The organism is Pseudomonas sp. FP198 (assembly GCF_030687895.1).
Classification (GTDB): domain Bacteria; phylum Pseudomonadota; class Gammaproteobacteria; order Pseudomonadales; family Pseudomonadaceae; genus Aquipseudomonas.
This window is the reverse complement of record NZ_CP117452.1, coordinates 5697501-5717296: the sequence shown is the minus strand read 5'-3', so window position 1 is coordinate 5717296 and position 19796 is coordinate 5697501. Positions and strand designations below refer to the sequence as shown.

General features: G+C 59.5%; 24 protein-coding genes (1 of these 24 only partly in view). 8 read left to right on the top strand and 16 right to left on the bottom strand.

Annotated features, from left to right (window positions below):
* Positions 1-8: 8 nt before the first annotated feature.
* Positions 9-914, top strand: coding sequence for a serine/threonine-protein kinase (locus PSH78_RS25910; RefSeq protein ID WP_305501410.1), 906 nt, complete (start codon positions 9-11; stop codon positions 912-914).
* On the opposite strand, the gene PSH78_RS25905 is transcribed toward PSH78_RS25910, so the two are convergent.
* Positions 862-2004 (bottom strand): aminopeptidase, encoded by a 1143-nt coding sequence (locus PSH78_RS25905; protein WP_305501408.1) that lies wholly within the window; start codon positions 2002-2004, stop codon positions 862-864. The two genes, PSH78_RS25910 and PSH78_RS25905, sit on opposite strands and share 53 nt — an antisense overlap.
* Before the next feature lie 58 nt (positions 2005-2062).
* Between PSH78_RS25905 and PSH78_RS25900 the strand changes: the two genes are divergently transcribed.
* Together PSH78_RS25900 and PSH78_RS25895 are read left to right on the top strand one after the other, a co-directional pair.
* Positions 2063-2476: a hypothetical protein gene (locus PSH78_RS25900; RefSeq protein WP_305497658.1), complete on the top strand. Its 414-nt coding sequence runs from the start codon at positions 2063-2065 to the stop codon at positions 2474-2476.
* A gap of 39 nt (positions 2477-2515) precedes the next feature.
* Entirely contained in the window at positions 2516-2944 is a 429-nt protein-coding gene (locus PSH78_RS25895; protein WP_305497657.1) for a hypothetical protein, read from the top strand.
* A gap of 6 nt (positions 2945-2950) precedes the next feature.
* Here the strand turns inward: PSH78_RS25895 and PSH78_RS25890 are convergent, their stop codons facing one another.
* Both PSH78_RS25890 and PSH78_RS25885 read right to left on the bottom strand, forming a co-directional pair.
* Complete coding sequence (locus tag PSH78_RS25890; protein ID WP_305497656.1) at positions 2951-3184, bottom strand: DUF1161 domain-containing protein; 234 nt, start codon at positions 3182-3184, stop codon at positions 2951-2953.
* Positions 3185-3323: 139 nt separating this feature from the next.
* Positions 3324-3755: an OsmC family protein gene (locus PSH78_RS25885; protein ID WP_305497655.1), complete on the bottom strand. Its 432-nt coding sequence runs from the start codon at positions 3753-3755 to the stop codon at positions 3324-3326.
* A gap of 236 nt (positions 3756-3991) precedes the next feature.
* Here PSH78_RS25885 and PSH78_RS25880 point away from each other — a divergent pair, with 236 nt between their 5' ends.
* The gene (locus PSH78_RS25880; RefSeq protein WP_305497654.1) at positions 3992-4993 is read left to right on the top strand and encodes an LLM class flavin-dependent oxidoreductase; all 1002 of its coding nucleotides are present in this window, start codon (positions 3992-3994) and stop codon (positions 4991-4993) included.
* A gap of 54 nt (positions 4994-5047) precedes the next feature.
* On the opposite strand, the gene PSH78_RS25875 is transcribed toward PSH78_RS25880, so the two are convergent.
* Positions 5048-5272, bottom strand: coding sequence for a DUF1161 domain-containing protein (locus PSH78_RS25875; RefSeq protein ID WP_305497653.1), 225 nt, complete (start codon positions 5270-5272; stop codon positions 5048-5050).
* A 114-nt stretch (positions 5273-5386) separates the two neighbouring features.
* The gene (locus tag PSH78_RS25870; protein ID WP_003177209.1) at positions 5387-5602 is read right to left on the bottom strand and encodes a dodecin; all 216 of its coding nucleotides are present in this window, start codon (positions 5600-5602) and stop codon (positions 5387-5389) included.
* Between the two features lie 156 nt (positions 5603-5758).
* On the opposite strand from PSH78_RS25870, the gene PSH78_RS25865 reads away from it, so the two are divergent.
* Positions 5759-6085 carry a YqjD family protein gene (locus PSH78_RS25865; RefSeq protein ID WP_186611411.1) on the top strand — a complete coding sequence of 109 codons (327 nt, stop codon included), beginning with the start codon at positions 5759-5761 and terminating at the stop codon, positions 6083-6085.
* Here PSH78_RS25865 and PSH78_RS25860 read toward each other — a convergent pair.
* Complete coding sequence (locus PSH78_RS25860; RefSeq protein ID WP_305497652.1) at positions 6058-6975, bottom strand: LysR family transcriptional regulator; 918 nt, start codon at positions 6973-6975, stop codon at positions 6058-6060. The genes PSH78_RS25865 and PSH78_RS25860 overlap by 28 nt on opposite strands.
* 112 nt (positions 6976-7087) lie before the next feature.
* Here PSH78_RS25860 and trpB point away from each other — a divergent pair, with 112 nt between their 5' ends.
* Positions 7088-8320, top strand: coding sequence for a tryptophan synthase subunit beta (gene trpB / locus PSH78_RS25855; protein ID WP_305497651.1), 1233 nt, complete (start codon positions 7088-7090; stop codon positions 8318-8320).
* Positions 8320-9132 (top strand): tryptophan synthase subunit alpha, encoded by an 813-nt coding sequence (gene trpA / locus PSH78_RS25850; RefSeq protein WP_305497650.1) that lies wholly within the window; start codon positions 8320-8322, stop codon positions 9130-9132. The genes trpB and trpA overlap by 1 nt, the downstream gene beginning before the upstream one ends.
* An 82-nt stretch (positions 9133-9214) precedes the next feature.
* On the opposite strand, the gene PSH78_RS25845 is transcribed toward trpA, so the two are convergent.
* From PSH78_RS25845 to PSH78_RS25800, 10 genes are all read right to left on the bottom strand, one after another.
* Entirely contained in the window at positions 9215-11176 is a 1962-nt protein-coding gene (locus PSH78_RS25845; RefSeq protein ID WP_305497649.1) for a DUF4105 domain-containing protein, read from the bottom strand.
* A complete protein-coding gene (locus tag PSH78_RS25840) occupies positions 11173-11493 on the bottom strand; it encodes a DUF2388 domain-containing protein (RefSeq protein WP_039593376.1) in 321 nt (106 codons plus the stop codon). The genes PSH78_RS25845 and PSH78_RS25840 overlap by 4 nt, the downstream gene beginning before the upstream one ends.
* Positions 11494-11524: 31 nt before the next feature.
* Positions 11525-11830 carry a DUF2388 domain-containing protein gene (locus PSH78_RS25835; RefSeq protein WP_305497648.1) on the bottom strand — a complete coding sequence of 102 codons (306 nt, stop codon included), beginning with the start codon at positions 11828-11830 and terminating at the stop codon, positions 11525-11527.
* Between the two features lie 106 nt (positions 11831-11936).
* Positions 11937-12254: a DUF2388 domain-containing protein gene (locus PSH78_RS25830; protein WP_305497647.1), complete on the bottom strand. Its 318-nt coding sequence runs from the start codon at positions 12252-12254 to the stop codon at positions 11937-11939.
* A gap of 310 nt (positions 12255-12564) precedes the next feature.
* Complete coding sequence (locus PSH78_RS25825) at positions 12565-12780, bottom strand: DUF1127 domain-containing protein (RefSeq protein ID WP_003187014.1); 216 nt, start codon at positions 12778-12780, stop codon at positions 12565-12567.
* Between the two features lie 319 nt (positions 12781-13099).
* The gene (locus PSH78_RS25820) at positions 13100-14593 is read right to left on the bottom strand and encodes an acetyl-CoA hydrolase/transferase family protein (protein WP_305497646.1); all 1494 of its coding nucleotides are present in this window, start codon (positions 14591-14593) and stop codon (positions 13100-13102) included.
* 197 nt (positions 14594-14790) lie between these two features.
* The gene (locus tag PSH78_RS25815) at positions 14791-16227 is read right to left on the bottom strand and encodes an NAD(P)(+) transhydrogenase (Re/Si-specific) subunit beta (protein WP_305497645.1); all 1437 of its coding nucleotides are present in this window, start codon (positions 16225-16227) and stop codon (positions 14791-14793) included.
* The gene (locus PSH78_RS25810) at positions 16227-16550 is read right to left on the bottom strand and encodes an NAD(P) transhydrogenase subunit alpha (RefSeq protein ID WP_003187010.1); all 324 of its coding nucleotides are present in this window, start codon (positions 16548-16550) and stop codon (positions 16227-16229) included. Before PSH78_RS25810 ends, PSH78_RS25815 begins: the two co-directional genes overlap by 1 nt.
* 15 nt (positions 16551-16565) lie before the next feature.
* Positions 16566-17687 carry a Re/Si-specific NAD(P)(+) transhydrogenase subunit alpha gene (locus PSH78_RS25805; RefSeq protein ID WP_305497644.1) on the bottom strand — a complete coding sequence of 374 codons (1122 nt, stop codon included), beginning with the start codon at positions 17685-17687 and terminating at the stop codon, positions 16566-16568.
* Positions 17688-18118: 431 nt separating this feature from the next.
* On the bottom strand, positions 18119-19018 hold the full coding sequence (locus PSH78_RS25800) for a LysR family transcriptional regulator (protein WP_305497643.1): 900 nt from the start codon (positions 19016-19018) through the stop codon (positions 18119-18121).
* Positions 19019-19175: 157 nt separating this feature from the next.
* On the opposite strand from PSH78_RS25800, the gene PSH78_RS25795 reads away from it, so the two are divergent.
* Positions 19176-19796: the 5' portion of an acyl-CoA dehydrogenase gene (locus tag PSH78_RS25795; protein ID WP_305497642.1), read on the top strand. Its footprint extends 561 nt past the window's final position; 621 of the gene's 1182 nt are visible here — the first part of the coding sequence; its start codon is at positions 19176-19178; its stop codon lies beyond the right edge, outside the window.

The window sequence follows — 19796 nt, the reverse complement described above, 5'->3', positions numbered from 1 at the left end:
ATAGTCTCATCTGTTCCGCCTCCGGTGTGTCGTCTGCTTTGCCATCGAGTCAGCGCTGCATTGGCGAAATGCCTAAGATACTTGCCGGTCGCTATTGTCTCGAACGACTGCTTGGTGCCGGTGGCATGGGGGTGGTCTATCGGGCCCGCGACCTCCTCCATGAACAGTACGGCGATCCGGATCCTTACGTTGCGATAAAAATGCTCAGCGAGGAACTCGGTGATGCCCCGGACGCGGGTGCGCTGCTTTATAGCGAGTTTGCCCTGAGCCGGCGCTTGAGCCATCCGAATGTGCTGCGCCCATACACGTTTGAAGTCGACGCTGCCCAGCGACGGGTTTTCATCACAATGGAGCTGATGCGCGGCTTGACCCTGGACAAGTTACTCTGCGAATCCCCCCTCGGTTTGCCCTGGCCCGAGTTGAAACCGATCGCAATTCCACTGCTTGACGCCATCGCACATACCCATGGCCGAGGCGTAGTGCATGGTGACATCAAACCGAGCAATGTCATGCTGAGTGCAGAAGGTGTGCGTTTGTTTGACTTCGGCCTGGGCCTGACTGAGGAGGGCCCCTTGAAAGGCTTGCCTTCGCTGAACCGCCAACGTCTCGACGCCTGGACGCCGGCCTACGCCGCCCCAGAATTGCTGGAAGGAAGCCCCCTGTCCGCATGCACCGATCTCTATAGCCTGGCTTGCGTGCTGTACGAACTGGCGAGCGGCAGACACCCATATCGGCGTCTACCTTCAACCCACGCTCGCGATACCGGGCTGGAGCGTGAGCTCAAGGCTCCGCGCAACTTGCCCAGGCGTTATTGGACAGCATTGCGCACAGCGCTGGCCCTTGATCCTGCGCGGCGCAGCATCAGTGCGACGCAGTTGCGGGCGCTGATGGCAGGTGGCTCGTCCTGGTGGTGAGAAGGCTCCCCGTTGGCGACGCTGCCAATGCTTTCAACGCTGCCTTTCGCTCATCCACCGCCAACCGACCAAGCTTCTCCACGGCGACATAAAACCTGACCCAATCTTCGCCCTCACGCCTGAACAACGTCGCAAACGCCGGCACCCACTGGTCATACAGGCCGAAGGGCAGCAACCGGGCGTTATTCAGTGGCGCGTAGACCCAGGCGTCGTAGCGTTTGTCGCCGGCCCATTGGGTGTCGCGCATGTGCTCGTAGTCGGCACGCAGGCGTTCGAATTCCGCAGCCTTGCGCTGGCGCATCGGCTCGGCCGGCAGGGGGCGGGCGTAAAGGGCTTCGAGCCGCTGGCGGGTGTCGAGGATCAGTTGGATGAACTGCTCGCGCTGGCGCCCCTGGTTGCCGTTGTCCGGCGCCAGGCCGCGATGGGCGCGCCATTGGCGGGTGCCTTCCTGCTCGACGAAGGTGGCGAAGGATTCATTGAATTCGGTGTCGTCCTTTACGTAGACGCGCTGGTGCGCCAGTTCGTGAAAGATCAGTGTCGCCAAGCGCTCGTCGCCCCAGTGCAGCATCGAACTGAGGATCGGGTCATTGAACCAGCCCAGCGTCGAATAAGCCTCTACGCCACCAATCGAGACATCCATGCCGCGCAAGCGCTGCATCGCAGCCTCGCCTCGGGCGGCACTCTGGCTGTAGTAGCCGCGATACGCCACACAACCGGCAATGGGGAAGCAGTGGGTTTGCGGGGCCAGGGAAAATTCCGCGGTGGCGAAGACATTCCAGACGACGAAGGGACGGCCAATGTCCGCGTACAGGCGATAGCTTTGGTTGTCGGGCAAGTGCAGGTGGGCGCTGGCGAACGTCCGGGCTTCGCGCGCCTGGGCCAGATGCGCGCGCAATTTGGGGTCACGGGCGGAGTCGGCGATGACCCGGTCGATCGGCTCTCGAGCTTGCAGCAGTCGTATCTGCCCACTGGCGAGCTGGCTGTAGTAACCGAGGCTGGAACAACCGTTGAGTAACAAAAGCACGAGGGCTGGAAACAAAATCCTGAAAACACGGTCGAGTAAGCGATAGCGTGAACGCTGCCTGATCAATTTGGAATCACCCTGGGAAGTCTGCCTCAAGACTATCTCGCCTGCCCGGAGCTTCGCTATGCGCGTGTTGATGCTGACTTGTGGCCTGTTGCTGCTGACCGGCTGTGCCAGTTTGCCTGATCCCGACCCCTCTCAAGCGTGGATCGACCTGGGAAACCATCGGGACACGGCTTTGCAAGCGCTGGAAGTCGATGACAAAGCCTCCACCGACCGTCGTTATTTCGAAGTGCAGCCCGGCAGTCATGAGCTGACGGTGCGTTATCAATTTGCCGTGGAACCGGGCAACATCGGCCCGGATGCCGAACCGTTGTGGCGTGATTGCCGGTTGAACGTGAAATTCAAGGATTTCAATGCGGGCCGGCGCTACCAGCTGCAGGCCGGCAGTATCGGTTTCCGTCCGTGGGCCAAGCTTTATGACGAGCAACGAAAGGTGGTGGGCCAAGGCACGCCGGCGGGCTGCCAGCAAAGCTGATCGGCGTTATGCTCGGCGTCTGACTTGAGGAAACCGATCATGCGCCTACCCACGCTGTTGTTGGCTCTCGCCACGTTGAGCGGATGTGCAACGAGCCCATTGCCTGAAATGGACCCGAACATGGCCTGGGTCGATTTCGCCACGCCAATGCCGGGCGGCAAGTTGCTGATGGCTGAAAGCCTGGACGGCCAGCGACTGCGGGACGGGCGATTTTTCCAGGTCTCGCCGGGTAGCCATGAATTGAAGGTGCGCTTCGACTTCGAGGTGTTCGGCGCTGGCGGTGGGCTGGGCATGATGAGCGAGCCGAAAGAACGGCTGTGCTACCTCATCGTACGCTACGACCAGTTCGAGGCCGGCCAGCGTTATCGCCTGGAGGCTCGCAACCTGGCTTACTCCCCAAGCGCCCGGCTCTACAACGCCAAGCGTGAAATCGTCGCCGAGGATCGGCAGGCCAATTGCCTGATGTAGCGCTGCCTAGCGGTCGTTCTTCTGGTAGATGATTTTTTTGGTGCCGTATTCGCAACTGCCCACAACCATGTTCTGGTCGTGGACTTCGTCATCGGTGACGATTTCCAAGGTGTATGACGGCACGTTGTTGGCTTGGATTTTCGCTTCGATCTCTGCTTTCAGTTCCTCGCAGGATTTAGGCGCCGCGAGGGCCGATGTGGCCAATGCGCAACCGATGACTGCCAGGGCGAATCGTTTCATGCTGGAATCCCTCAATACAGCGCGCACTGCCTGTGCGCTGAAACTGCAGACCTGCATTCGATCACAATTGCCTTCGGGCAAATAGATCGCCCATCAAAAAGACCGCAGCCTGTGGAGAGGCTGCGATCTTTTCAGTTCATCAACTTACCAGCGAGGCCTCCAGGGTGATCTTGGCGTTGAGCACCTTGGAAACCGGGCAACCTTCCTTGGCCTTGTTGCTCAATTCCTCGAATTGTTCCTGGCTGGCGCCGGGAATTTTGGCCTTGAGGATGAGTTTCACCGCGGTAATGGCAAAGCCGCCATCAACCTGGTCCAGCGTCACTTCGGCGTTGGTGTCGATGCTGTCGGCCTTGAGCCCGGCATCGCCGAGAATCATCGAAAACGCCATGGAAAAACAGCCCGCATGGGCGGCACCGATCAGTTCTTCGGGGTTGGTGCCTTTGCCGCCTTCAAAACGTGCCTTGAAACCATAGGGCGCTTCGCGCAACACGCCGGTTTCCGTGGAGATGGAGCCGATTCCGGTCTTCAGGTCACCTTCCCAGTGAGCCGATGCTTTCTTGACGATAGCCATGTGTGCCTCCTCATGATCCGGCGCGAGGGTTCGCGCCTGGTTATTTTTCGGTGCCAGGATTGTGAGGATAGACCGGCTGATAAAGTTCACCCTGGCGGATTAGTCGACTAATTTAGTAGGAAATTTCTCCGCTACTATTGAATCTCGGGTATATGCCCACATTCATAGGACACACCTACAGAAACGGCAGGCTTTCGCCCACAGGAAAGCTGGTACGCCGTTGGAGATGCCGGCCCATGAAACAGCTGTCCGAAGTCAAATTTTCAACCCTAGACCTAGTTCCCGTGCGTGCCGATGGCAACGCCGCCCAGTCCTTGCGCAACTCCCTGGACCTGGCGCAACACGTGGAAAAATATGGCTACACCCGCTTCTGGGTGGCTGAGCACCACAACATGGACGGCATCGCCAGCTCCGCGACGGCGGTGTTGCTGGGCTATCTGGCGGGCGGCACATCGACCATTCGTGTCGGCTCCGGCGGGGTGATGCTGCCGAATCATGCGCCTCTGGTCATTGCCGAGCAGTTCGGCACGTTGGAGAGCCTGTTTCCGGGCCGGATCGATCTCGGGCTGGGCCGCGCACCCGGCTCCGACCAGATGACCGCCCGGGCCCTGCGCCGTGAACGCTCCGGCAGTGCCGATGATTTCCCTGACGATGTGGCTGAACTGATGAGTTACCTCGGCCCGCGAACCCCGGACCAGCGCATCATTGCCATGCCGGGCACGGGGACCAACGTGCCGGTGTGGCTGCTGGGTTCGAGCCTGTTCAGTGCGCAACTGGCCGGAGAGCGCGGGTTGCCCTACGCCTTCGCCTCGCATTTCGCACCGCGTTTCATGCATGAGGCGATTCGCGTCTATCGCAATCATTTCAAACCGTCTGCGGTGCTGGACAAACCTTACGTCATGCTCGGCGTACCGCTGGTGGCAGCGGATACCGATGCGCAGGCCGATTACCTGGCGACTTCGGTATACCAGCGCATCCTGGCGTTGATGCGCGGCCAGAGTCTGGTGCAGCGTCCGCCAGTGGAAACCATGAATGGCCTATGGCTGCCCCATGAGAAAGAAGCGGTCGGGGACTTCCTTGGCTTGGCGATGATCGGCGGGCCGCAGAAAATCCGCGCCAGGCTGGAGGTGCTGATCGAGCAAACCCAGGCCGACGAGCTGATTTTTACCAGCGATCTGTACGAGCACGCCGACCGTCTGCACTCGTATGAGCTGCTGGCGCAAGTCATGAAGGGCTGAATCACAGCTACAAAAAAGCCGACGCACTGCGTCGGCTTTGATTTGAACGCGCAATCAGCCGCGTTTGTAGACGATTTCCTTTGAACCGCCTTCGCAGGTGCCGACGACTTCTCCGTCAGCCGCTGCGCCTTTATCGACAACTTCCAGCGAATAACCCGATACACCTTTGGCATCAAGCTTCGCCGCGATTTCGCTTTTCAGCTCTTCGCAGGGCTTGCCGGCCGCAAACGCGCCACCCGCAAGGCTCAGCAGACCCAGGGCCACCATCAACTTCTTCATCGCTCGCACTCCTTGGACGGATCAAATAGGGAGGTATCAGAAAGGCCTGATGCGCGAACCATAGCGCATCGCCATTCCCTATGGCACTCCGCCAGCGTGCAAGTTCAAAGCAGCTCAGCTGTTGGCGATCCGGAACCCGACCTTGATGGTCACCTGGAAGTGCGCGGCACGGCCGTTTTCGATGTGACCGCGGGTTTCGGTGACCTCGAACCATTCCAGGTGCTTGAGGCTTTTGCTGGCCTCCGCCAGGGCATTGTTGATGGCGTCTTCAATGCTGGTGGGAGACGAGCCGACCAGTTCGACCTTTTTGTACGTGTGATGATCACTCATGACGTTCTCCTTGGTTGTCTTTAACAGCCTAGCAGCGATTTTTCGCCTTACGTGTGTCGCCGTTTTCGCTGCGAAAGTTCAGATTTACTGCACTTTCGCAAGCGGTCGCAGTCCCAATCCTCACACGCTACTCAACCACTGCAGGAGAGAGCCACCATGGCCAGCACTTCGTTACGTAAAGCCTCGTTGCAAAGCATGGAAGCGGAGATCGAGAGTCTGCTCAAGTCCTTGGAAAGCCTGAAGGACGACGCTTCGGACGAGTCGCGCAAAACCCTCAAGTCGCTCAAGGCCAATGCCGAAAGCGCGCTGAAACACTCTCGGCATCTGCTCAGCGATGCGTATGAAGAGGTCAAGGTGAAAACCCGTGAAACCGGGATCGCCACCCGTGATTACGCTCAAGAACATCCCTGGACCACGGCCGGTGTCGCGGTTGGGGCGCTTGGTTTGCTGGCCGCTTACTTGTTGTGCAAGCGCGGTGACTGAATGGGTGGGCTCAGCTCATGCCTGAGCCACTCTGCCAATTGCCGGGCGCGCCCATCCGCGGCGCGCTTGGGCAGCCACAACGCCAGCCGCGCCGGGGTTTCACTGAAGCCCCACGGCGCGACCAGGCGTCCGGCACGCACGTCCTCGGCTACTAGCGGTTCCGGGGCGATGGCCACGCCAAGCCCGGCTACCGCTGCCTCCAGTAAATAATACAGATGCTCAAAACCTTGCCCGAATCTCAGTGACTGGGGTTCCAAGGCATTTTGTCGTGCCCAGGTTGGCCAGGCCTGCGGGCGAGAGGTGGTATGCAATAGCGGCTCGCCCAACAATGTGCTGGCCGGTGCGTCCTGCAGTCGGGCGAATCCGGCGTAGCGCGGGCTGATCACCGGGCCGATTCGCTCGCTGGCCAGTTCATACACTTGCATGTCGGTTGGCCAGGGCGGTTCGGCGAATACCAGCAGGGCGTCCAGTCCCGGTCGCCTCGGGTCCAGGTCGCCTTCGCCGGCGGACAGGTGCAGGCGCAAGTCGGGCAGATCAGCGTTGAGCCTGCCCAGGCGGGGTATGAACCAGCGCGCCAGCAGGCTTCCTGAGCAGCCCAGCACGAACGGCGCATCCGCAGTGCTTTGCGTCAGCTCCGCGCAAACCGTGCGCAGGCGTTCGAAGGCGTCGGCACTGGCGTCACGCAGACGCAAACCTGCATCTGTGAGTTTCAGGCCACGGCCATCCTTGCTGAACAGGCTGACACCCAAGTGCTCTTCGAGCACTTTCAATTGCCGGCTGACGGCGCCGTGGGTGACGTGCAACTGGTCCGCCGCCTGGCTTACGCTGTTCAGGCGGGCGGTGGCTTCGAAGGCACGCAGGGCGTTTAGCGGCGGAAGGTCGTGGCTCATGGTATCTGTGAGTTTTCCTGACAGGTTGCGGCGATCTTATCGGTTTTCAGGGCGCGATGGCAGGGGTAGAGTGGCCCTCACTGTTTTTCTACGCATTCGCCTGGAGCGCCCGATGACCCAGCCTACGACCTCTTTCAACCTGCGCAGCGGCCCTGATGCCAATGGCCTGTTTGGCGCATTCGGCGGCCGCTACGTGGCCGAAACGCTGATGCCGTTGATCCTTGATCTGGCCCGTGAATACGAAGTGGCGAAGGAAGATCCTGCGTTCATTGAGGAACTGGCCTACTTCCAACGCGATTATGTCGGTCGTCCGAGCCCGCTGTATTTCGCCGAGCGCCTGACCGAGTACTGCGGCGGTGCGAAGATCTACCTCAAGCGTGAAGAGCTGAACCACACCGGCGCCCACAAGATCAACAACTGCATCGGCCAGATTCTGCTGGCACGGCGCATGGGCAAGAAGCGCATCATCGCCGAGACCGGCGCAGGCATGCACGGCGTGGCCACTGCCACCGTGGCTGCGCGTTTTGGCCTTGAGTGTGTGATCTATATGGGCACCACCGACATCGAGCGCCAGCAGGCCAACGTGTTCCGGATGAAACTGCTGGGTGCCGAAGTGATTCCGGTGGTTGCTGGCACCGGCACCCTCAAGGATGCGATGAATGAGGCGCTGCGCGATTGGGTGACCAACGTCGACAGCACCTTCTATCTGATCGGCACCGTGGCCGGGCCGCACCCTTACCCGGCGATGGTCCGTGATTTCCAGGCGGTGATCGGCAAGGAAACCCGCGATCAGTTGCAAGCCCAGGAAGGCCGGCTGCCGGATAGCCTGGTGGCATGCATCGGTGGAGGCTCCAACGCCATGGGCCTGTTCCATCCGTTCCTGGATGACAAGAGCGTCGATATCATCGGCGTTGAAGCGGCTGGTTATGGCATCGAGACCGGCAAGCACGCTGCGAGCCTGAACGGTGGCGTTCCGGGTGTGCTGCACGGCAACCGTACATTCCTGTTGCAGGACGACGACGGTCAGATCATCGACGCCCATTCCATATCCGCAGGTCTCGATTATCCGGGGATCGGTCCGGAACACGCCTGGTTGCATGACATCGGCCGGGTCCAGTACACCTCGGTCACCGACGCCGAAGCTTTGGAAGCTTTCCATAAATGCTGCCGTCTTGAAGGGATCATTCCTGCGCTGGAAAGCGCCCACGCCTTGGCTGAAGTGTTCAAGCGTGCGCCTAACCTGCCCAAGGATCACCTGATGGTGGTCAACCTGTCCGGCCGCGGCGACAAAGACATGCAAACCGTAATGCACCATATGGAACAGTCCCAGCAGGAGAAACATTGATGAGCCGCCTGCAAACCCGTTTTGCCGAACTCAAGGAACAGAATCGCGCGGCGCTGGTGACGTTTGTCACCGCCGGTGATCCGGACTACGACACCTCGCTGGCGATCCTCAAGGGCCTGCCTGCCGCTGGCGCGGACGTGATCGAGCTGGGCATGCCGTTCACCGATCCGATGGCTGACGGCCCGGCAATCCAGCTGGCGAATATTCGCGCCCTGGGGGCCCAGCAGAACCTGGCGAAAACCCTGCAGATGGTGCGTGAGTTCCGCAAGGACAACACCGAGACACCGCTGGTGCTGATGGGTTATTTCAACCCGATCCATCGTTATGGTGTGCAGCGTTTCATCGGCGAGGCGCTGGACTCCGGCGTCGATGGCCTGATCGTGGTGGACATGCCGCCCGAGCACAACAGCGAACTGTGCGAACCGGCCCAGGCCGTCGGCCTGGACTTTATCCGCCTGACTACGCCAACCACCGACGACGTGCGCTTGCCCACCGTGCTCAACGGCAGTTCCGGTTTTGTCTACTACGTGTCAGTTGCCGGTGTGACCGGTGCCGGCGCCGCGACGCTGGAACATGTGGAAGAGGCCGTGGCGCGTTTGCGTCGGCATACCGATCTGCCGATCAGCATCGGTTTCGGTATCCGCACGCCTGAACAGGCGGCAGCTATCGCGCGGCTGGCCGATGGGGTAGTGGTTGGCTCGGCGCTGATCGACCATATCGCCCGTGCCGACACGTCGGAGCAGGCGATCGATGGCGTGTTGAGCTTGTGTGCTGCCTTGGCTGACGGCGTGCGCAAGGCGCGTCTGGGCTGATTCCAGATTCGGTTTGCAGCTACAAAAAAGGGGGTTCAGAACTGAGTTCTGAACCCCCTTTTTAAAGTTTCATCCAAACGGTTCAGGGCAACTCCAACCCGCCCCCGGCTTTGTGCAGCTTGCGCAGATGTTCGCCGATCACCTTCACGTTGGCCTCGCTTGCAGCAATTTCAGCTGCTCGGCTCGGCTCCAGCAACGCGCGAACCTCCTTATCCAGGTCGCCTGTGAGCGTTTGCAGTTGCTTCTGGCGCAGGCTGCTTTCCGATTCCAGTCGTTGCCACTCGCTGGGTTGCGGCAGACCATAGCCGCCGCTGCCCAGCAATTCGGCCGGGCGGCTCAGGAAACCGCTGTTGGCGAGAATCTGCTGCAGCGTCGCGTTTGCCCGTTCCATACCGCCGTTCTGCAATTCGCGGGCACCGAGGTAGCGCTGCTTGACCTCATCCTGAGCCAGCAGCAATTGCCGGCGGAAACTCGCCTGCTCCAATAGAAGCAGCGCCGCGCTGGTGCGCAGGTCTGCCTGCTCGAACCAGGCGCGGCGTTCAGTGGCGTCCAGGGCCAGCCAGCCTTCAACGGTTTGTTGTTTGATGGGCAGATGCTTTTTCAGGACTTCGAACATCGCCTGATAGCGGTCGCGGAACGAGTCGAAGCGGTAACCGAGGCGCAGTGCCTCCTTGGGATCATCCAGTACGCTGGTATCGGCCAGGCCTCGACCCTTGAGGATTTCCAGCAAGCCGTTGGGCATGATGCTGTCCAGGCCCTTGAGCTGCTCGTTGTTACTGCCGCTGCGCAGCAGCTTCAGGCTTTCAACCGCGCAGTTATTGGAGAGGAAATAGTAGTTTCCGTCGTAGCTCCAATGCATTTCGGCGGCACGTTCGACTGTCTCCTCGATCTCGGCACGAGACAAGTTCAGCGGAACTGATGCCAGGCTGCGCAGTTCGGTTTTGGTGTATTCATCGATTACCTGGGCCAGCGGCAGCACAAACAGGCGCGACGGGTATTTGCCCACCAGTCCGTCCCAACTCGACAGCTGTACATCACCTACAAACGCACGGTAAGACAACACCAGGTGCTGATCCAGGTCCAACCGGCAATCCGGCCCACGTGGTCGGCCCGGCGCGCAGATCACCAGCCGGAGCATGCTGTGGCCCCAGCGACTGACCCAGTTCTGGTTGGCTTCGGCCAGCAGGTAATCGATCGCGTAGACGCGCTCCGGATCCACCTTGCCCAGCGGCGTCTTGGCGAAATCGTTGCCGGCGTTGAGGAAAGCGAAGGACTGGGCGCAGGTGTCCTTGGCGGCAGGCGCCCAGCCGAAGTGTTCCTGATAATAGCGATACAGGGCGGGGCGCCGGCAGGCATAGCTCGGGTCCAGGAGAAAATACTCCATGTTCACCGCGACGAACTCCTTGGGACTGCTGGTCTCGTAGAGGTCCGGGCTGCGGGCGACCTGGCGGTTATGCTGTTCCCGTTCGCCGCGGCGGCCGACGTATTGCGGCCAACCGGCCAAGTCGAGCAAGCGTGGATCATCGCTGAGGGTGAAGCGGCGGTCGTTCTCACCCCGGCACTCATCCGGGAGCCCGATCAATCCTGCACTGCTGTTGCGCCGCGTACAGCGCTGGATCAGCGCACGTTCGGCATCCGGCCATAGACGCGAGCGATCATAGATATGGGTCAGTTCGTGGAGGACCGTGGCGAGCATCTCTCGCCGCACCGTGCCGTGCGGCCGCTGGGTCTTTTGCCTGGCGGCGCTGCCGTCGGTGAGGCTGTCGAGCAGGTTCCGGTTGAGATCCAGCTGCGACACCAGCGAAGCCTGGCCGTAGGCGTTTTCCGGCATCTGGTCGGTCCAGCCGACATCGATGCGCCGGTCCAATCGCTCGATGAAGCGCGGAGGTAATGCTTGCATGGCTTCATCGAGCAATGCCTGACTGGCCTGCTGTTGCGCCGGGCTCAAGCCGTCGCTATTGAGGTGTAGCTGCAGGCCGGCCTGGGCAGTGCTGCCGATGAGCAGCACGACCCCGGCCGTCAGCCAGGCGGCGAGTCGCCTCACAATGCGAGGATGGCTTCGGCGAGAACCTGATCACTGGCGTCGCGAGCTTCCGGTACGCGGGTACGCAAGGTTTCGAAAGCGGCCTCGAGATGAGCGCCACGTATTTCGCCGTTGCTGGCGACGAAGCTAGCCGCGTCATCATGTGCTTCACGGACGATTTTCGAATCACGGATGGAGGTAGTGGTGTCAGAGGTGAAATCGATCGAGCGCTGGGAAGCGCGAACGATGATGTTACTGGTGGCTACCAAGGTATGTGCCTGGGCCACATCGGCCAACACCAGCAGGCCAAGGGCGGCAGCAATCAGCGGGCTACGCATGGAACGACTCCGAAAAGAAAAATACAGATAGCTATTGGACGAGAATTGCCTGTGCCAGTTCAAGGTCGCTGGCGTGAAGTTTTGGCTGGCTCCGGCGCAGGTAAGCCAAGGCCGATTCCAACTGTGCGCCTCGCAACTGTCCATCGCTGGCAATGAATGTTGCGGCGTCATCGCGAGCGGCGACGACCAGTTTATTGTCGAAGGGCGCCGAGGTCACGAGGCTTGTGGCATAAGCGCTGGCCACCAGCTGTTGGGTGGACACGTCAAGGGCTTGGGCCGGAACAGACCAGCAGAAAGCTGCGAAGAAAAAGGCTCGGTACAGATTTGGAAAACGCATGGGACTCGACAGTGGTTGGCGAGCCTGAAGGCTAGCGCAAACCGGCGGGCCAGAGCCAGTGCTGAAACATCGGAGCACCTCTGGGTGCCCGATGTTTCATGTTGCATCAAATAACCAGGATGGCCTGTGCCAACTGCGCATCGGTGGCGTTGAGCTGCGGAGCCTGCTGGCGAATGAAATCCAACGCGCTTTCCAGCTTCACGCCACGGATGGCGCCTTCGCTAGCCACGAAGCTGGCGGCATCATCACGGGCAGCTTGAACAATTTTGTTGTCCCGCAGTGAAGAGGTGGCGTCGGAGGTTACGTCGGAAGTGGCTTTTAGTGCGCCGACGATGGAGTCAGTCGTGACGATAAAGCTGCTGGCGTTGGAATGGGCGGCGACAGCCAGCAGGACAGCGGTGCTGAGCAGGCGAAGACGGATCATGATGTAACTCCTTGATGATGAAGGATGCCGGTGCGTGTAGCTGGAAGGAAGAGACGCAGATTCGACTCGCTTCGCCACGTCAGGATCGATATTAGGACAGAACGCGGCGGCTGACAGCTACAGAACAATAATAAGACGAGCAGTTTAAACTGTACTTGTTGCTCTTGAAAAAATTAAAACTGTTCTATTCCAGCAAATTGCAACCTAGACCCATAAACGACGAGACCCGTCGTGGTTTCCCACGACGGGTCTCGTTTATTCAATTCGATGCTGGCGATGGACCCGGTGGGTCAGGGCCAGCGACGCTGAGTTAGCGCCAGAACGGCTTGCTCAGCTCTTCGTAGCGTTGTGCTTCGCTGATACCGGCGTCAGCCAGCAAACGCGAATCCAGACGAGCCAGTTGATGGCGGCTGGCAATGCGGCGCTGCCACAACATCAGATTGGCGATAACGCGAAGAGGCAGGGAAGCCTGGTTTTTTTCAGCTTTGTCTTCGAAAAACAGCTCGGAACTGAGTGTACGTTCCATGGTTGACATCCTTCCGCTTGTGGCGGGATCAGGTAGTGGTTTGACTGGTGCCCATGATCCTCTCGTTTGGCCAGTCTCTCTAGATACAGTTCACCTGTATTGTGAGAGACCAGTTAACTGTTAAAGAGCGGTGTACTGGTCTATATTGAGGCAACTGTACCTGTCTGCACAATTTGGGTGCATTTTATGCTGTTATTCCCCGTTTTGTAGGAATGGGGTGTAAGAAATAACCGGTACAGTAGTACAGTTTTATACAATAACTACCCCTGCCGTATGCATTCACCGAAACTGTTATTGCTGTATCGCTAGGCCAGCTGTATCAAATCGCCAACATGCGTCCGGTTTCCTCAAGGTTGAGGTGCCAACTGAGTGCATCCTTAAGGATATGCGGCGTATGTCCGCCCAGCTTACAAGCGGCTTCAAAATAGTCGCCGAGCGCCTGGCGATAGATAGGGTGTACACAGTTGTCGATGATGACCCTCGCTCGCTCCCGTGGTGCGAGCCCCCGCAGGTCGGCCAGGCCGATCTCTGTTACCAGGATGTCGACGTCGTGCTCGGTATGGTCCACATGGCTGACCATCGGCACGACGCTGGAAATGGCACCGCTCTTGGCGATGGACTTGGTAACGAACACCGCCAGGTGCGCATTCCGGGCGAAGTCGCCCGATCCGCCAATGCCGTTCATCATCCGCGTGCCGCACACATGGGTTGAGTTGACGTTGCCGTACAGATCGAATTCCAACGCTGTGTTGATGCCGATGATGCCCAGGCGGCGCACAACTTCTGGATGGTTGGAGATTTCCTGCGGGCGCAGGACCAATTTGTCCTTGTACCTTTCCAGGTTGCCGAAGACATCGGCATTGCGTCGAGCTGACAAGGTAATCGAACTGCCAGAAGCGAAACTCAGCTTGCCGGCATCGATCAGGTCGAAGGTCGAGTCTTGCAGCACCTCGGAATACATGGTCAGTTCTTCGAACGGGGAATCGATCAAGCCGCACATCACGGCGTTGGCGATATTACCGATTCCAGCCTGCAAGGGGCCGAGCTTGTTGGTCATCCGTCCGGCTGCAACCTCTTGCTTGAAAAAATCGACCAGGTGATCGGCAATAGCCTGTGTATCGCTGTCAGGTGGCAGGACGGTGGAGGGTGAGTCCGCTTGATGGGTGATGACAATGGCGGCAATTTTTTCCGCGGGGATTGGAATGGCAGGGCTACCGATGCGGTCCTCGACCTTCACCAGGGGAATGGGCGTGCGGGTTGGGCGGTAGCTCGGGATATAGATGTCGTGGAGCCCTTCCAGATTCGGGTTGTGGGCCATATTGATCTCGACGATCACTTGTCTGGCGAAAATCGCAAAGCTGGCCGAATTGCCCACTGATGTGGTGGGCACGATATGACCTTGTTCGGTAATGGCCACGGCTTCGATCACGGCGATATCGGGCAGCTTGAGCTGCGCGTTGCGCATCTGTTCAACGGTCTCCGATAGATGCTGGTCGATGAACATGACCTCGCCAGCGTTGATGGCCTTGCGCAGGGTGCTGTCCACCTGGAACGGCATGCGTCGCGCCAGCACGCCTGCCTCGGTGAGCTCCTTGTCGAGATCGTTGCCCAGGCTCGCTCCGGTCATCAGGCTGATTTTCAGCGGCACGAGCTTGGCCCGTTCGGCCAGTGCGTGAGGTACCGCCTTGGCTTCTCCGGCGCGGGTGAAGCCACTCATGCCAACGGTCATCCCGTCCTCAATCAGCAAGGCTGCCTCGGCAGCGCTCATCACTTTGTCCAACAACGAAGGCAGGCGGATGCGGTCACGGTACATGGATGGTTGTCTCGGGCAGGAAGCAGGATGCGCAGTGTAGAGAATTCGCGCCGTGCCCGACCCGCTACAAAAGTCGCATTTGAGGCGTCTATTGCGGGCGTTTCAGGCAAAACATCATTACCGTATCGGTAACTTTCTGCCTTGATACAAATCAAAACGCCCCGACAAGTCGGGGCGTTGTGATAACACTGCTGAGCTTATTCCACGGCCTTGACCATGTCCTCAATGACCTTCTTGGCGTCGCCGAACACCATCATGGTCTTGTCGAGGTAGAACAGCTCGTTGTCCAGGCCGGCATAACCGCTGGCCATCGAGCGCTTGTTGACGATGATGGTCTTGGCCTTGAAGGCTTCGAGGATGGGCATGCCGGCAATCGGCGATTTCGGATCGTTCTTCGCCGCCGGGTTGACCACATCGTTGGCGCCCAGCACCAGCACCACGTCGGCCTGGCCGAACTCGGAGTTGATGTCCTCCATCTCGAATACCTGGTCGTAAGGCACTTCGGCCTCGGCCAGCAGGACGTTCATGTGCCCGGGCATGCGACCGGCCACCGGGTGGATCGCATATTTGACGGTCACGCCATGGTGCGTCAGCTTCTCGGTCAGCTCTTTCAACGCATGCTGCGCCCGGGCCACCGCCAGGCCGTAGCCCGGCACGATGATCACGGTGTCGGCGTTGGTCAGCAGGAAGGTCGCGTCATCTGCCGAACCGGATTTCACCGGACGGGCTTCTTTCGAGCCTGCCGGGCCAGCCGCATCTGCGGCGTTGCCGAAGCCACCGAGCAGCACGTTGAAGAACGAACGGTTCATCGCCTTGCACATGATGTAAGACAGGATCGCACCGCTCGAACCCACCAGGGAGCCGGCAATGATCAGCATCGAGTTGTTCAGCGAGAAGCCGATCCCCGCTGCGGCCCAGCCGGAATAGCTGTTGAGCATCGAGACCACCACCGGCATGTCCGCGCCGCCGATCGGGATGATGATCAGCACACCCAGCACGAAGGCCAAGGCCAACATCAAGGCGAACGCGCCGAGGTTGCCGGTGAACATGAAGGTCAGGCCCAGGCCCAGCGTTGCCAGGCCCAGGATCAGGTTGAGCTTGTGCTGGCCACCAAACTGTACCGGTGCGCCCTGGAACAGGCGGAACTTGTACTTGCCCGACAACTTGCCGAAAGCGATTACCGAACCGGAGAAGGTGATTGCACCGATGGCCGCGCCGAGGAACAGCTCCAGACGGTTACCGGCCGGAATCGAATCGCCCAGTTGCTTGACGATACCCAGCGATTGCGGTTCGACTACCGCGGCGATGGCAATGAACACCGCCGCCAGGCCGATCATGCTGTGCATGAACGCTACCAGCTCCGGCATCTTGGTCATCTCGACGCGCTTGGCCATGATCGAGCCGGCGGTACCGCCAACCAGCAGGCCGACGATCACATAGCCGATGCCGGCTGTTGCTAGTTCAGCGCCCAGCTTATAGATGAGACCCACGGTAGTGAGCACCGCCAGCGCCATGCCGAGCATGCCGAACAGGTTGCCTCGGCGGGAGGTGGTGGGATGCGAAAGGCCTTTGAGGGCCTGGATGAAACAGATCGACGCAATCAGGTAGAGCGTCGTTACCAGGTTCATGCTCATTACTTGGGCGCCTCTTCTTTTACGGCTTTCGGGGCTTTTTTCTTGAACATCTCAAGCATGCGGCGCGTCACCAGGAAGCCACCGAACACGTTGACCGCGGCCAGGGCCACGGCGAGGGTGCCCATGGTCTTGCCCAGCGGCGTGACGGTCAATGCGGCGGCGAGCATGGCGCCGACGATCACGATTGCCGAGATGGCGTTGGTCACTGCCATCAACGGCGTGTGCAGCGCGGGTGTAACATTCCAGACCACGTGGTAACCGACATAAATCGCCAGCACGAAGATGATCAGGTTGTAGATACCGGGGGAGATAAGCTCTTCCATTGTCTGAATCCCTGCTTAGGCGTTTTTGCGGATGACTTGGCCGTCGCGGCACATCAGGCACGCGGCGACGATGTCGTCTTCCAGGTTCACGTCGAACTGACCTTCCTTGGTGAAGACCAGCTTCAGGAAGTCCAGCAGGTTGCGGGCGTACAGCGCCGAAGCGTCGGCAGCGACTTCCCCGGCCAGGTTGGTCGGGCCGCAAATGGTCACGCCGTTTTCGACCACCACCTGATCGGCCACGGTCAGCGGACAGTTACCGCCCTGTGCTGCTGCGAGGTCGATGACCACCGAGCCCGGTTTCATCTGCGCGACGGTTTCGGCGCTCAGCAAAGTCGGTGCCTTGCGGCCCGGAATCAATGCGGTGGTGATGACGATGTCCGCCTGCTTGGCGCGCTCGTGCACGGCTTGGGCCTGGCGCTGCATCCAGCTGGCTGGCATGGGCCGGGCGTAACCACCGACGCCAACGGCGCATTCACGCTCTTCGTCGGTCTCGTAAGGCACGTCGACGAACTTGGCCCCAAGGGATTCGATTTGCTCTTTCACCGCAGGACGCACGTCCGATGCCTCGATCACAGCGCCCAGGCGCTTGGCCGTGGCGATCGCCTGAAGCCCGGCCACGCCCGCGCCGAGAATCAGTACGCGCGCCGCTTTCACGGTGCCTGCGGCGGTCATCAGCATCGGCATGAAGCGCGGATAGTGATGGGCGGCCAGCAACACGGCTTTATAGCCGGCGATATTCGCTTGAGACGACAGCACGTCCAGGCTTTGAGCGCGGGAGGTACGCGGCGCGGCCTCAAGGGCGAATGCGGTGATGCCGCGTTCGGCCAGCTTGGCGATGGTTTCGTTGTTGAACGGGTTGAGCATGCCCACCAGAACGGTGCCGCTCTTGATCAGCGTCAGTTCGCTGTCGCTGGGGGCAACCACCTTCAGAATCAGCTCCGCCCCGAATGCATCACTGGCGCTGCCAATGGTTGCGCCCGCTGCCTCATAGGCACTGTCGATAACGCTGGCCTTGACGCCGGCGCCGCTTTCAACCGTGACTTTATGGCCTTGGCCGACCAGCTTCTTGATGGTTTCCGGGGTAGCAGCAACCCGTGTTTCACCCGTCTGGGTTTCGAGAGGAACACCAATGTGCACGTCAAATCTCCTGCGTGATCTTATTGAGTAAACCCAGGCACTTCGGATGGTGCGACTGGGGCGGCCGATCAGCACGATCCCGCCTGACCAGGCGGGGCGCGGCATTTTGCAGGCGAATATTCAGCCCTTCAAGGGATTATGACGTGTGACGTAAATATAACTACAAGTCACCCTGTGACCGAATGTCGCAACTGGCGAGGTAAAGGTCGTTAAACCCAGATAAATCAAGGGATAACGGCAATTATGATTCTTTTTGTATCGGTCAGATGAATGGAGCGATATGACTCGCTCGATATGGCTTAAAGCCACGTGCTTCAACGGTTCTAGGACGTTTGTACCGATATGATCACAGTTTGGTAAAATGCGACAAATAGTTATATCTGTAGTGCTTAATATAGTATTACTACTTATTTTATGAGGCTGGTTTTTCCTTAATTTTCAACATCATAGTCTCTGGCTTCGGTGACCAGCCAATCGCGAAATGCCCGAAGCGAGGCCGATTCCACCTTCCGTTCCGGGATCATCAGGTAATACGCCTTGAGGCTCGACAGGGCATTGGGGTTGGCAATGACCAGGCGCTTCTCCGCCAGTTCGCGCTGGATCAAGAAGGGCGGGATCAAGGCAACACCCATATCGTGCATGGCGGCTTGGGCAAGCATGGAGAATAGTTCATAGCGCGGACCTGTCAGGTCGCGTGCGATATTCAAGTCTTGTGAGTTGAACCACTGGCGCCACGCGTATGGGCGGGTTGTCTGCTGGAGCAAGGGGAGCTCGGCGATTGCCTTTGGCGTCAGAGTTTTGCGGTTGCCTAGCAAGGAGGGGCTGCATACCGGCAACGGCTGTTCCCCCATTAATTTGTGAGATTCGGTACCGGACCAGTCCGCGTCGCCGAAGTAGATGGCTGCATCGAAATCCGTATCGGCGAACAGGAAAGGGCGCGTGCGGTTGGTGAGATTGACCGTCACCTCAGGGTGCTGCTGCTGGAAATCCTTGAGGCGTGGCAGCAGCCATTGAGTGCCGAAGGTGGGCACAACGGCGAGTTCGATAACGTTCGCGCCGGTGTGCCCCATCACTGAAAGGGTATCGCGCTCGACGGCATCCAGTTGCGTGGCGATTCGACGGCTATATGAAAGCCCCGCTTCAGTCAGCTTGACGCCGCGTCTCGAGCGTCGGAAAAGTTCCACGCCAAGGAAGTCCTCCAGGCTGGCAATCTGGCGGCAGATAGCGCCTTGGGTGAGAGAGAGCTCGAATGCCGCCTTGGTGAAGCTTTCGTGGCGTGCGGCAGCCTCGAAGCTGATCAGGGCGGCGGTGCTTGGGATTTTACGACGCATATACGCAAGCCTCACTCGTTATCCGCGCAACAGCGGTCTATGGCGTTTACGGAGTGAGAAATTAGCACAACAACATGCCGAATCCTCGTTTGCTCTCGTGGGAAACCGGGCCTAGGATCAGTCCACGATTTTCCATTTGATTGGCGAGGACTTTTTCATGGCCGGTAAAGCGAGCTTCAGCTGGATCGATCCCTTGTTGCTGGACCAGCAACTCACCGAAGAAGAACGCATGATTCGCGACACTGCGGAGCAGTTCGCTCAGCAGAAGCTGGCGCCGCGCGTACTGGAGGCGTTCCGTCATGAAAAGACTGACCCGGCGATCTTTCGTGAAATGGGGGAAGTGGGCCTCCTGGGCGCCACCATTCCCGAACAGTACGGCGGCAGCGGACTGAATTACGTCAGCTACGGCCTCATCGCCAGGGAAGTGGAGCGTGTGGACTCCGGCTACCGGTCGATGATGAGCGTGCAGTCCTCACTGGTCATGGTGCCGATCAACGAATTCGGCACCGAGGCGCAGAAGCAGAAGTATTTGCCGAAGCTCGCTTCAGGCGAATGGATAGGCTGCTTCGGCCTGACCGAGCCGAACCACGGTTCCGACCCGGGCGCGATGATCACTCGGGCGCGCAAGGTTGAAGGCGGTTACAGCTTGACCGGCAGCAAGATGTGGATCACCAACAGTCCGATCGCGGATGTGTTTGTCGTTTGGGCGAAGGACGACGCCGGCGATATCCGAGGCTTCGTGCTGGAGAAGGGCTGGAAGGGCCTGAGTGCTCCGGCG